The organism is Micromonospora terminaliae (assembly GCF_009671205.1).
GTDB lineage: Bacteria > Actinomycetota > Actinomycetes > Mycobacteriales > Micromonosporaceae > Micromonospora > Micromonospora terminaliae.
In genome coordinates, this window is record NZ_CP045309.1 from 5137350 (window position 1) to 5149966 (window position 12617).

Annotated in this window: 9 protein-coding genes; 3 read left to right on the top strand and 6 right to left on the bottom strand. The window is 74.2% G+C overall.

Translation table 11 applies throughout. The features are described 5' to 3' along the window. Positions 1–21: 21 nt before the first annotated feature. On the top strand, positions 22–669 hold the full coding sequence (locus GCE86_RS23625; RefSeq protein WP_154228956.1) for an IclR family transcriptional regulator: 648 nt from the start codon (positions 22–24) through the stop codon (positions 667–669). Between the two features lie 326 nt (positions 670–995). After that, the gene (locus tag GCE86_RS23630; protein WP_154228957.1) at positions 996–2228 is read left to right on the top strand and encodes a hypothetical protein; all 1233 of its coding nucleotides are present in this window, start codon (positions 996–998) and stop codon (positions 2226–2228) included. 126 nt (positions 2229–2354) lie between these two features. Here the strand turns inward: GCE86_RS23630 and GCE86_RS23635 are convergent, their stop codons facing one another. Then, the gene (locus GCE86_RS23635; RefSeq protein WP_154228958.1) at positions 2355–3053 is read right to left on the bottom strand and encodes an HAD family hydrolase; all 699 of its coding nucleotides are present in this window, start codon (positions 3051–3053) and stop codon (positions 2355–2357) included. Next, the gene (locus GCE86_RS23640) at positions 3050–4012 is read right to left on the bottom strand and encodes an EamA family transporter (RefSeq protein ID WP_154228959.1); all 963 of its coding nucleotides are present in this window, start codon (positions 4010–4012) and stop codon (positions 3050–3052) included. Before GCE86_RS23640 ends, GCE86_RS23635 begins: the two co-directional genes overlap by 4 nt. A gap of 82 nt (positions 4013–4094) precedes the next feature. On the opposite strand from GCE86_RS23640, the gene GCE86_RS23645 reads away from it, so the two are divergent. Beyond that, complete coding sequence (locus GCE86_RS23645) at positions 4095–4640, top strand: CGNR zinc finger domain-containing protein (RefSeq protein WP_154228960.1); 546 nt, start codon at positions 4095–4097, stop codon at positions 4638–4640. A 31-nt stretch (positions 4641–4671) separates the two neighbouring features. Here the strand turns inward: GCE86_RS23645 and GCE86_RS23650 are convergent, their stop codons facing one another. The 4 genes from GCE86_RS23650 to GCE86_RS23665 form a co-directional block, all read right to left on the bottom strand. Next, complete coding sequence (locus tag GCE86_RS23650; RefSeq protein ID WP_204343181.1) at positions 4672–6081, bottom strand: class II fumarate hydratase; 1410 nt, start codon at positions 6079–6081, stop codon at positions 4672–4674. Positions 6082–6116: 35 nt separating this feature from the next. Continuing rightward, positions 6117–9098 carry an AfsR/SARP family transcriptional regulator gene (locus tag GCE86_RS23655; protein WP_154228962.1) on the bottom strand — a complete coding sequence of 994 codons (2982 nt, stop codon included), beginning with the start codon at positions 9096–9098 and terminating at the stop codon, positions 6117–6119. Between the two features lie 326 nt (positions 9099–9424). Next, entirely contained in the window at positions 9425–11092 is a 1668-nt protein-coding gene (locus tag GCE86_RS23660; protein ID WP_154228963.1) for a fumarate hydratase, read from the bottom strand. Positions 11093–11169: 77 nt separating this feature from the next. Continuing rightward, positions 11170–12567, bottom strand: coding sequence for an outer membrane protein assembly factor BamB family protein (locus tag GCE86_RS23665; RefSeq protein WP_204343210.1), 1398 nt, complete (start codon positions 12565–12567; stop codon positions 11170–11172). Positions 12568–12617 lie beyond the last annotated feature (50 nt).

The window sequence follows — 12617 nt, forward strand, 5'->3', positions numbered from 1 at the left end:
CCGGGTCGTACGCTGCGTGCTGTGGACACGGCGGCACGGGCGGGAGAGACGGCGCAGACCCTGGACCGGGGGCTGCGCCTGCTGCACCTGGTCGCCGACGCGCCGGGCGGGCTGACCGTCACCGAGGCGGCGAACCGGCTCGGCGTCGGCCGGGCGGCGGTCTACCGGCTGGTCGGCGCGCTCACCGACCACGGCATGCTGCGCCGCGACGGCGAGGGCCGGCTCCGGCTCGGCGCCGGCGTGCTGCACCTGGCCCGGCGCGCCCAGCCGCTGCTCGCCGAGGGGGCACTGCCCGCACTGCGCCGGCTCGCCGAGCAGGCCGGCGCGACGGCCCACCTGACCGTGGTCGAGGGCGGCGAGGGGGTCGCCCTCGCGGTGGTCGAGCCGAGCTGGACCTCGTTCCACGTGGCGTACCGGACCGGATCGCGGCACCCGTTGGAGCGGGGCGCGGCCGGGCGGGCCATCCTGGCCGGCCGCACCGGCGCCGCGGCACCGGTGAGCACGAGCGGTGAACTGCAGTCCGGGGCGTACGGGGTGGCCGCGCCGGTCCTCGGGGTGCCGGGGCTGGAGGCGAGCGTCGGAGTGGTCTCGCTGACCCCACTGGACGTCACCGAGGTCGGCGTACAGGTCGCCGCCGCCGCCGAGTCGATCGCCGCGGCGCTGTCCTGAGCCGGCCGCCGCCGGTCCGGCGTTCGCCTGCGCCAGCACGGCGATGTGGCGGTATCGGCGGCCAGCGGACACCGCCGATCGGCGATTTGGAGGCGCCCGCCCGAGCGAGGACCCTCGTCGTGGGATCTCCGTCCCTCCGGCCGACAACTGAGCCAGGTGCACGGTCGCGATGCGGTGGGGTGGCGGCACCGCTCGTTCGTCGGCCACCTACCGCTACCACAACGGCCCAGGGCCGTCGTGGTTGTCCACAGGGCGCCGGTCGCAGGCGCCCGCGGGTTGTCCACAGGGGTGCCGCGCGACGGTACGTCGCCGCCAGGCTGGTCGGCATGCCACCTCATCCTCATCGACCGCACGAGCTGGCCTGGCAGGTCTTCCGCGGCTCGGACGTGATCCGGCGCGGCCTCCTGACCCGGCACCAGCTCCGCGGCGCCTCCTGGATCCGGCTCCGGCAGGACGTGTACGCCGACGCCCGCCTCGATCGTGACCACGCGCTGGCCTGTCGCGGCGCACTGCTCCGCCTGCCGCCGGGCACGCTGCTCGCCGGACCGTCGGCGGCGTACCTGCACGGGGTCGAGCACGCCGCCGGCTTCCGGGACGACGTGCACGTCCTGCTGCCGGCGACGGTCCGGGCCGATGCCCAGCCCGGCGTCCGGGTGCACCAGGCCCCGTCGTCGCCCGAGCGACTCGGTCTCCTCGTCCCGACGGCCACCGCAGCATGCTCGGCCAGCCCCGGCCCTGGTCCGAACAGCCCAGCCAGCGCCATCCCCGACCCGAACAGCCCCGCCAGCCCCCGCCCGAGCAACCCGGCCAGCCTCGGCCCGAGCGACCCGGCCGGAAGGGTCGCCGACCCGGGCCGCCCCAGCACCGGCTCGGCGAACACCACGCCGGGTCGCGACGGCCACGGCATCGGCCTGTGGCGCACCATGCCCACCCGAGAGGGCACGTCCACCGGGCCGAAGGCGCTTGCCGAATCGGCGTTCGGTGGTCCCGTGGGGGTGGGCAGCGAGCCCGGCCTGTCGGCCGGGGCCGGCAGGTTGCTGCGTACCGCTCCGGCGGCCTGCGCCTGGGAGACGGCGGTCTGGTCCGACCCGGTGCAGGCCGTGGGGATCATCGACGCCCTGCTCCGGATGGGCCTGGTCAGCCGGACGGATCTGGCGGACGTGGCGGACCGGAGCGCCGGACGACCGGGCGGCCGGCGGGCGCGGTGGGTGTTCGGCCTGGCGGATCCGGGGGCGCAGTCCCCGCCCGAGTCACACCTGCGGGTCCGCCTCATGCTGGCCGGCCTGCCCCGCCCGGTGGCGCAGCACCCGGTGCGCGGGCCTTCGGGTCTTGTCCTGCACCCCGACCTGGCCTGGCCGCAGTTCCGGGTCGCCGTCGAGTACGACGGCCAGTGGCACGCCGACCCGGATCAGCTGACTCGGGACCGCTACCGGCTCGACCAGCTCGTCGCGGCGGGCTGGCTGGTGCTGCACGTGACCGGTCGCCGTCTGCACCGGGAGTTCCCGGCTCTGGTCCGCGAGATCCGCGCGTCGCTGGTGGCCCGGGGCTGGCGGCCGTGAGGCCCGGCCGACGCCGAAGTGGCGGTGTCCGCGACCTTCAGACACCGCCACGCCGCACCACGACGCCGACAGGCCCACAACACGGGAGAGGATTTTCGCCAGACGGCCGTCCGGTATAGACCGCAATCAGGCTTTCGCGGGTTCGAGGCGGGCGAGCACATCGGGCAGTTCGGCCAGGGTGGACACTTCGGCGTCGGGAGCGAGCCCCGGCGGGCGGGGCAGGCGGCCCCGGTTCAGCCAGATCGCCCGCAGCCCGGCGCGCTGGGCCGCGTGCACGTCATGCTCCGGCGAGTCCCCCACGTACACGACGTGCTCGGCGGGGAGCCCGGCGGCCGCCACCACGGCCGCGTAGAACTCCGCCGCCGGCTTCTTGGGCAGGCCGTTCTCGTGCGCGTACAGCTCGAAGGCGAACTCGCCGGCCAGCCCGCAACGTTCGGCGCGACTGTTGCCGTTGGTGGCGAAGCCGAGCAGGTGGCGGGGGCGCAGCGCGGCCAGCGCCGGCCGGGCGTCCGGATACGGCCGGGTCAGCGCGAACCGGCGGGCGAAGAAGAGCGCGGCGAACTCGTCCAGGTGGTCGTCCAGGCCGGCGCGGGCCAGGGACCGGGCCAGGGCCGCCCGCCGGATCTCCTGCACCGGCGCGGCGCTCAGCGCCCCGAACACCGCGCCCCAGTCCGCCTCCAGGTCCGCGAGCGACACGCCGGCCGCCGCCGGGGTCCACCGCCGCATCTCCTCGAGTACGGCCGCCAGCGCGCCGGTGACCGCCGGGCGCAGGTCGACCAGGGTCTCGTCGGCGTCGAAGACGACGGCGGAGGGCCGTCCGCTCATCGCTCGGCGGCCAGGGCCGGCTCGGCCGTGGCGGACGGGGCGGCCTCGGGGGCCGCGCGCAGCTCGTCCACCCGCACCAGCGCCACACCGGCCACGATGAGCGCCCCGCCGAGCAACTGCACGGCGGTCGGCAGCTCGTCCAGCACCAGCCAGGCGATCAGCACCGCGAACATGACCTCGGTCAGCCCGACGAAGGAGGAGAGCCGCGCGCCGAGCAGCCGGGCCCCGGCGACGCCGGTGAGGTAGGCGACCACCGCGGCGATCAGCGAGAGGCCGGCGATCGGCACGAGCCAGCTCATCTCGTGCCCGGCGAAGCTCACGTCAGCGGTGCCGGCGCGCAGCGGGAGCGCCCCGACCAGCCCGAGCAGGAGCAGCACCAGGGCGCCGACGGCCATGCCGCCGCTGGCCATGACCACCGACGGCAGCGCGGGATCGACGCGGCCGGCGATGACGAAGTAACCGGCCAGCCCCACGCCGGCGCCGAGCCCCCAGAGGACGCCGACCGGGTCGAGGCTGCCGGCACCGGTCAGGTCCAGCACGAACACGAGCCCGCACAGGGCGGTCACGGAACCGGCCACGGTGAGCGCCCGGGGCCGCTGTCCGTGGACCAGCCACATCCAGCCGACCACCAGCACGATGCCCAGGTATTCCAGCAGGAGGGCCACGCCGACCGGCAGGTAGCGGACCGCGTTGAAGAAGCAGGCCTGGGCCAGGGCCACCCCGAGCAGCCCGAACACCACGAGCGTGCCGGCGTTGCGGCGCAGCACCGGCCACCGGCCGCGCAGCGCCAGCAGCGCGGGCACGGCGAGCACCAGCGCGGCGATGCCGACCCGGGCGAGCACCACGGCCTCGGCGGACCAGTCGCCGGTGATCAGCGGTCGGGCGAAGGTGCCCGAGGTGGCGAAGGTGAGCGCGGAGAGCAGCGCCAGGCCGAGGCCGACGCCGGGCCGTTCACGCATCGACAGCTCCTTGGGTCGACCGGACATAAGTCAATGGGGGTTATGCTCATGACGCTAGGCGGGCACCCCGACAGGAGTCAAGTTGCTTTTTGCTCATGACACCGAGTGTGGCCTGGTCGCGGCCGCGGCGCTGGTCAACACAACCGGCCCGGACCGGGAGGGGCTGCCGGACGTGACGGCCCTCGACGAGTTCTTCACGGCGTACGGGTGGACCGGCCGGCACGAGCACACCGAGGCGGAGCTGCGCGAGGTGCGCGCGCTGCGGCCCCGGCTCCGCCGGATCTGGCACGCCGACGCCGACGAGGTGGTGGCCGTCGTCAACGGGCTGCTGCGGGAGTCGCACGCCCTGCCCCAGCTCGTCCGCCACGACGACGAGCCGTACCACCTGCACGCGGTGCCGCGGGACGCGCCGCTGGCCACCCGGATGGCGGTCGAGGCGGCCATGGCGCTGGCCGACCTGGTCCGGATGGACGAGCTGAGCCGGCTACGCCTCTGCGACCACCCGGACTGCGAGAACGTGCTGGTCGACCTCTCCAAGAACCGGTCCCGCCGGTTCTGCGACGCCGGTTGCGGCAACCGGGCGGCCGTGAGCGCCTACCGGGCCCGCAAGGCGGCGGCCCACTCCTGACGCGGCCGCGCGAGCTGACGTCGGCCGCGACTCACGGGTGGGTCATCCGGAGCAGGTCCAGAGCCTCGTCGAGCTGGGACTCGCTGAGCTTGCCGGAGTCGACGTGCCCGCGGGAGATCACCACCTCCCGGATGGAGACCTGCTTGGCCAGCGCCTCCTTCGCGATCGAGGCGGCCTCGTCGTACCCGAGGTGGCGGTTGAGCGGGGTGACGATCGACGGCGAGCCCTCGGCGTACGCCAGGCAGACCTCGGCGTCCGCGACCAGGCCGGCCACCAGGCGGTCGGCGAACAGCCGGCTCGCCGCGGAGATCAGCCGGATCGACTCCAGCAGGTTGCGGCCCATCACGGGAAGCATGACGTTCAGCTCGAAGTCGCCCTGCGAGCCGGCGAACGCCACGGCGGCGTCGTTGCCGATCACCTGCGCGCACACCTGCCGCATCGCCTCGGCGACCACCGGGTTCACCTTGCCGGGCATGATCGACGAGCCGGGCTGGAGGTCGGGGATGCGCAGCTCGCGCAGGCCGGCCCGGGGGCCGGAGCCCATCCAGCGGATGTCGTTGGCCATCTTGTAGAGCCCGACGGCGACGGTACGGAGCTGACCGGAGGCCTCCACGAGCGCGTCCCGGGCGCCCTGCGCCTCGAAGTGGTTGCGCGCCTCGGTCAGCGGCAGCCCGGTGGAGGCGCGCAGCTTCTCGATCACCCGCGCGGCGAAGCCCAGCGGGGTGTTGATGCCGGTGCCCACGGCGGTGCCGCCGAGCGGCAGCTCGGCCAGCCGGGGCAGCGCCCCCTCCAGCCGCTCGACGCCGTAGCGGACCTGGGCGGCGTAGCCGCCGAACTCCTGCCCGAGGGTGACCGGGGTGGCGTCCATCAGGTGGGTACGGCCCGCCTTCACCACGGTCTCGAACTCGGCGGCCTTCTCCTCCAGCGCGCCGGCCAGGTGCTTGAGCGCGGGCAGCAGATCCTCCACCACGGCCTGGGTGGCGGCCAGGTGGATCGAGGACGGGAAGACGTCGTTGCTGGACTGCGAGGCGTTCACGTCGTCGTTCGGGTGCACGCTGCGGCCCAGCTCGCGGGCGGCCAGGGTGGCGATCACCTCGTTGGTGTTCATGTTGGACGAGGTGCCCGAGCCGGTCTGGAAGACGTCGACCGGGAACTGGTCGTCGTATCCGCCGTCGGCCACGTGCGCGGCTGCGGTGGCGATCGCCTCGCCCACGTCCGCGCCGATAACTCCCAGCTCGGCGTTGACCTGGGCCGCCGCCCCCTTGATCTGCGCCAGGGCCTTGATCTGGGCCGGTTCGATGCCCCGCCCGGAGATCGGGAAGTTCTGCACCGCGCGCTGGGTCTGCGCCCGCCACAGCGCCTCGGCGGGCACCTCCACCTCACCCATCGAGTCGCGTTCGATCCGGTAGCCGGTCGCCTCTGGAGTCGTCACGCGTACCATCCTGCCGCGCCCGCCGCGGACTCGCAGATGATCGCTCAGTCCAGCTCCGCCAGCAGCCGTTCCACCTCGTGCCGGTCCGGCGACTCGACCTGGCGCAGCAGCGCCAGCGACCGGGTCCAGTGCGAGCGGGCCGCGTCCGGGTCGGTGTCCCGCAGGCAGCGGCCGATGCCGTCGAGCGCCCGCGCCTGTTCGTAGCGGGCACCCAGGCGGGTGGCGTCGGCGAGCACCCGGCGGTGCAGGTCGAGCGCGCTCGCCACGTCCCCCTGGTCGCGGATGGCCAGTGCCAGCAGGTTGCGGGAGGCGCACTGCCCGATGCGGTCACCCACCTCGGTCATCGCCACCAGCGCGTCGCGGTGCAGGGCGGCAGCCCGCTCCGGACGGCCGTCCTCGCGTTCCAGCATGCCGATCTCGTTCAGCACCTCGCCCTCGCCGTAGCGGTTGCCCAGCTGGCGCTTGAGGTGGAGCGCGACCCGCAGGAGCCGGCGGGCCGGTGCGGCGTCACCCAGCCGGTGCCTGATCATGCCGAGATGCCCCAGGGCGTGGGAGGTCTGCCGGAGGTCCCGGGTCTGGCGGGCCAGCAGCAGGTGCAGCCGGCCGACCCGCAGCGCCTCCGCGTACCGGCCCCAGGCGAGCAGTGCCAGGCAGAGGTTGTTCTGGAGGTTCGTCAGATCGCCGGCGTCGTCGATGCCCCGCAGCAGCCCGAGCGCCTCGTCGAACCGCGCCATGCCCAGCTGGTAGTCACCGTTCCCGGCGTAGGAGGCGCCGAGGTTCCACAGGGTGCTGAGCACCTCGCTCCGCAGCCCGAGCCGGCGGCGCAGGTCGAGCGCCAGCTCCATGAGCCGGATCGCCTCGGGGAAGCGGGCCAGCCGGTAGTACGCCGAGGACAGGTAGTTCAACATCGAGGCGACGGCCACCTCGTCACCGAGCCGCTCGGCGACCCGGAGGCCGACGGTGTGCGTCTCGATCAGCTCGTCGAGGTGCCCGCCGTCGAAGTTGAGCCGCCAGCAGGCCCGCGCCAGCTGCCAGCACCGCTCCGGGAAGTCCTCCTCCTCGGCCAGCCGGACCAGCGCGGTGAGTGCGGGCAGGTTCTCCTCGAACCAGGGCCGCCCCTCGGCGGCGGCCGCCGCCACCAGGTCACTGCGCTCCGGCGTACCCGCCGGCAGCGTCTTCCGGCTGCCCGACGCCTCGACTGTGCGGGCGATCGCCACGGTGACGTGCAGGTGGTGATCCAGCAGTCGGGCCAGCGCCCCGCTCCGCTCGGCGGCCAGCTCCGGGACGCCGAGCAGCGTCCGGCCGTACTCGCGGAGCAGGTCGTGCAGCCGGTACCGGCCGGGCTCCACCTCCTCCGCCAGGTGCGCGTCGACCAGTTCGTCCAGCAGGTCCTGCACGAGCGGCAGGCCGACGTCGGCGAGCGCGGCGGCGACCCGATTGTCGAACCGCACGCCGGGGTGCAGGCCGAGCAACCGGAACAGCCGCTGCGCCGCCGGGGAGACCTGCGCGTACGACAGCGCGAACGCCTGGCCCACCGACCGCTGCCCCGCAACCAGCTCGGCCAGCGGCCCGGAACCGGTGACCAGGCGCCCGGCCAGGTCGGCGACCCGCCAGCGGGGCCGGTGCGCGAGCCGCGCGCCGGCCAGCCGGATGGCCAGCGGCAGGTACCCGCATCGCCGGGCGACCTCGGCGGCGGCCTCCGGCTCGGCGGCCACCCGCTCCTCGCCGGCCACCCGGCCGAGCAGCTCGACCGCCTCCTCCGGGTCCAGCACGGGCAGCGACGACGGGCGGCCCTCGTCCAGCCCGAGCAGCCGGCGGCGGCTGGTGATCAGCACCAGGCAGTCGAGACCGTTCGGCAGCAGCGGCGCCACCTGGTCGGCGTTCGCGGCATTGTCCAGCACCACGAGGGCCCGCCGGCCGGCCAGTTCGCTGCGCCAGAGCGCCAGCCGGTCCTCCAGTTCCAGCGGCACCCGCTCCGGCGGGACACCGAGCTGGCGCAGCAGGGTGGCCACCGCCGCGCCCGGCGGCAGCGGCGTCCGTTCGCTGTGTCCGTGCAGGTCGATGAAGAGCTGGGCGTCCGGGTAGCGGTCGGCCAGGGCGGTCGCCACGTGTACGGCGAGAGCCGTCTTGCCGCTGCCGGCCATCCCGTCGATGAGTTGGACCCGGGCGGCGTCCTCCTCGATCTCCTTGACCAGCCGGGCCATCGTCTGCTGCCGGCCGGTGAAGTCGCTGATCGCCCGGGGCAGCGCACGCACCGGGACGACCGGCAGAGCCTCGACGCCGCCCAGCGCCAGGTCGCCGGCCAGGACCCGCTGGTGCAGCTCCTGCAATGCCACGCCCGGCTCGAGGCCCAGCTCCTGGGCGTAGATGTGCCGGCCCTCCCGGTAGACGGCGAGCGCGTCGGCCTGCCGGCCCACGGCGGAGAGGGCGAGCATGAGCTGCCCCCGCAGCCGCTCCCGGAGCGGGTTCCGTTCGACGGTCTCGGTCAGCTCGTCGATCACGTCGGCCGCCTGCCGTAGCCGCAGCTCGACGTCGACGCACTCCTCCAGTGCGGCGAGTCGTTGCTCGTCGAGTGCCTGCGCCCGCCGGCGTACGCTCCGGCTGGCGATCCCGGCCAGTGCCGGACCGCGCCACAGCGCCAGCGCCGCGCGGTAGTGCTGGCGCGCCTCCGCGGGCCGGCCGGCGCCGACCGCGGCCCGGCCGGCCTCCACCCCGCGGGCGAACATCTCGGCGTCGAGGTCGTCGGGCTCGATCCGGACGCCGTAGCCGACCGGATCGGTGATGATGATCTCCCCGGGAGGCCCGAGCGTCGCCAGGCGCTGCCGCAGTCGCGACACGCAGATCTGCAGCTGCGTCCGCGCGGTGGCCGGCGGGCGGTCCTCCCAGACCGCGTCGATCAGCTCCTCGACGGGCACGATCCGACCCGCACGCAGCAGCAGCATGGCGAGCACCGTCCGGTCGCGACCGGCGGTGACGGTGACCTCGCCGCCGCCTGTCCGCAGCGGCCCCAGAATCGCGAACCGCATCTACGCCCCCGCACGCCCTCCTGTGCAACTTCCAGCAGCGTAGCCCGACGGTCACGGAACGCCCCGGACAGACGATAGCGAGGTGATAGCGGATCGACAGCACCGGCCCGGAGACTGGGCGCGGTTGTCGATGACGGCATCCGACGGGGGCGGTGCGCCCGCCCGGGCCTCGCGCCGGGGCGGGCGCACCGATGTCGGTGGGCCGCCGTCCGTGACGCGTAACGCACACGCTCCGGCATTCGCCGGCGAACCCGACCTGACCGACCACATGGGACAGGGGCGCCGGGTGGGATCCCACCCGGCGCCCCTGTCGCGTACGTCGGAACTCAGCGCCGCCCGACGGTGAGCACCGGCTTGGTGACCTCGGCGAAGAAGTCCTCGCCCTTGTCGTCGACCACGATGAAGGCCGGGAAGTCCTCCACCTCGATCTTCCAGACCGCCTCCATGCCCAGCTCGGGGTATTCGAGCACCTCGACGTGCTTGATGCAGTCCTGGGCGAGGCGGGCGGCCGGGCCGCCGATCGAGCCGAGGTAGAAGCCGCCGTGCGTCTGGCAGGACCGGGTGACCTGGGCGGAGCGGTTGCCCTTGGCCAGCATCACCATCGAACCGCCCGCCGCCTGGAACTTCTCCACGTAGGCGTCCATGCGGCCGGCCGTGGTCGGGCCGAACGAGCCGGAGGCGTAGCCCTCGGGAGTCTTGGCCGGGCCGGCGTAGTAGACGGCGTGATCGCGCAGGTACTGCGGCATCGGCTCGCCGGCGTCCAGCCGCTCGGCGATCTTGGCGTGCGCGATGTCCCGGGCCACCACCAGCGGGCCGGTCAGCGACAGCCGGGTCTTCACCGGGTATTTCGACAGCTCGGCGCGGATCTCGTCCATTGGCCGGTTGAGGTCGACCCGGACCACCTCGGAGCTGTCGAGCTGGGCGTCGGTGACGTCGGGCAGGTAGCGCGCCGGGTCGGTCTCGAGACGCTCCAGCCAGACGCCCGACGGGGTGATCTTGGCGACCGCCTGGCGGTCGGCCGAGCAGGAGACCGCGATGGCCACCGGGCAGGACGCGCCGTGCCTCGGCAGCCGGACCACCCGCACGTCGTGGCAGAAGTAGCGCCCGCCGAACTGCGCGCCGATGCCGAAGTTGCGGGTCAGCTCCAGCACCTCGGCCTCCAGTTCGAGGTCGCGGAACCCGTGGGCGCTCATCGAGCCCTGCGTGGGGAGGGCGTCCAGGTACTTCGCGGAGGCGTACTTGGCGGTCTTCAGCGCGTACTCGGCGGAGGTGCCGCCGATGACGATGGCCAGGTGGTAGGGCGGGCAGGCCGCGGTGCCGATGAGGCGCAGCTTCTCCTCCAGGAACTGCATCATCCGCGTGGGATTCAACAGCGCCTTGGTCTCCTGGTAGAGGTAGGACTTGTTGGCCGAGCCGCCGCCCTTCGCCATGAAGAGGAACTTGTAGGCGTCGGGGTGGCCGTCCGGGTCCTCGGCGTAGAGCTCGACCTGGGCGGGCAGGTTGCTGCCGGTGTTCCGCTCCTCCCACATGGTCAGCGGGGCGAGCTGGGAGTAGCGCAGGTTGAGCCGGGTGTAGGCCTGGTAGACACCGCGCGAGATCGCCTCGGCGTCGGTGCCGTCGGTGAGCACGTGCCGGCCGCGCTTGCCCATCACGATCGCGGTGCCGGTGTCCTGGCACATCGGCAGCACGCCACCGGCGGCGATGTTGGCGTTGCGCAGCAGGTCCAGCGCGACGAACCGGTCGTTCGGCGAGGCCGCCGGGTCGTCGATGATCGCCCGGAGCTGGGCCAGGTGGGCCGGGCGCAGGAAGTGGGCGATGTCGTGCATCGCCTCGGCGGTCAGCGCGGTCAGCGCGGCGGGCTCGACGGTGAGGAACCGACGGCCACCCGGGCCGTTGACGACGTCGACGCCCTCATCCGTGACCAGGCGGTACTCCGTCTGGTCGGGTCCGGTCGGCAGCAGGGGGGCGTACGAGAAGGCGGCGGCACTGCTCATGACGGAAAAGCCTAGGGCAGAGCCGTCGATCGGTGGCACCCGCCGGGTGCGTCCTGGGACGCCGCTCTCACCCGGCGTCACTTGCCGTCGGCACAGAGTTCGTTCTTCGGGCCGCAGCTGCCCTGGCCGGTGGGGGGTCGCCAGGTGTCGCCCGGGTCCGGCGCGGGCACCGCGCCCTCGTCCGGCGGTGGCACCCCGGCGGCGCCGGCGCCCCAGCGGACGTACCCGATCTCCCGGCCCTCGCCGATGATCATGCCGTTCGGGCCGACCGCCAGGGCGTTGGCGGAGGTCCGCAACACGACCAGCTCCCGGCCGCTGCGCGGCTCGACCGCGATGAGCCGCGACGGCTTCTCCTCGGCGATCAGCGCCGCGTACGGGGTGAGCGCCGCCCCGGTCTTGCCGCCGGCCGGACGGGTCCACCCGGTGCGGTCGGCCGACAGCTCCCGGCCGATGATCGAACCCTTGTCGGCGCTGCGCACCAGCGCGTAGCGGTCGTCGACGGCCAGCAGCTTCTCGCCCTCGGCGCCCACCTGGAGCAGCCGGCCGTCGTACGCGTCGAGCACCGCCTCACGCCCGTCCGGGGCGACCCCGATCACCACGTTGCGGGCGCCCTGCGGGTCCTCCCGCTGCACGCAGCCGGCGTAGTCCGCGGTCCGCAGGTTGACGCCGTTGCGCCGCCACACCTGCTGCCCGGTGGCCGGGTCGACGGCGGTGAGGACGAACTGGCAGGTGCCGTCGCGGGAGGTGGCGGCGATCCGGAGGAGCCGGCCGCCGACCACCGCGAGCCGCTCCTCGCGGCCGGGCTCGACGTTCTGGAGCACCCTGCCGGTGGCGGTGTCCACCACGTGCACCCGGTCGTCGACGGGGAAGCCGAGCAGCGGTGGGACCGACTCGGGCCCGGCCACCCCGCCGTCGATCCGCGTCGCACCCAGCCGCCGGGTGCCCAGCAGCTCCGGGTTGTCGGCGAGCACCCCGCTGTTCACGCCCGGCAGGAAGGAACTCCACAGCGGGGCGCTCCCCCGGGGATCCCAGGCGCGCAGCGTGCAGTCGGTGGGCCGCACGCAGTACGCGTCGAGCAGCAGGTTCCGGTAGGTCCAGACCGCGATGGCCCGCTCGTCCCGGCGGCGCACCACGCCGGTGGCGGGGTCGAGCACCTCGTACCCCTTGTCGAGGAGCTTGCCCACGGCGACGACCGGGGCCCGGTCGCTGCCGGCCACCGCCGCCCAGTCGGCCTTGCGCTCCCAGAGTTGCGTGCCGGTGGCCAGGCTGCGCGCCTCGACCCGGGTGCGCTGCTCGACGATGACGGTGTCGCCGGCGATGGTGACGCTCCGCGGGGTGCCGCCGACCCGCTGCTGCCAGACCGGCTCCGGGTCGGCGAGCGGCTTGCTCCGGTCCATCCAGTCCCACATGGCGGGGAACGGGTTCCACACCCCGGTGGCGGCGAGCACGACCACGGTGACGAGCCCCAGCAGCAACCAGCCGCGTACGCCAAGGCCCTTCACACCGCACACGGTAGCGACGACCA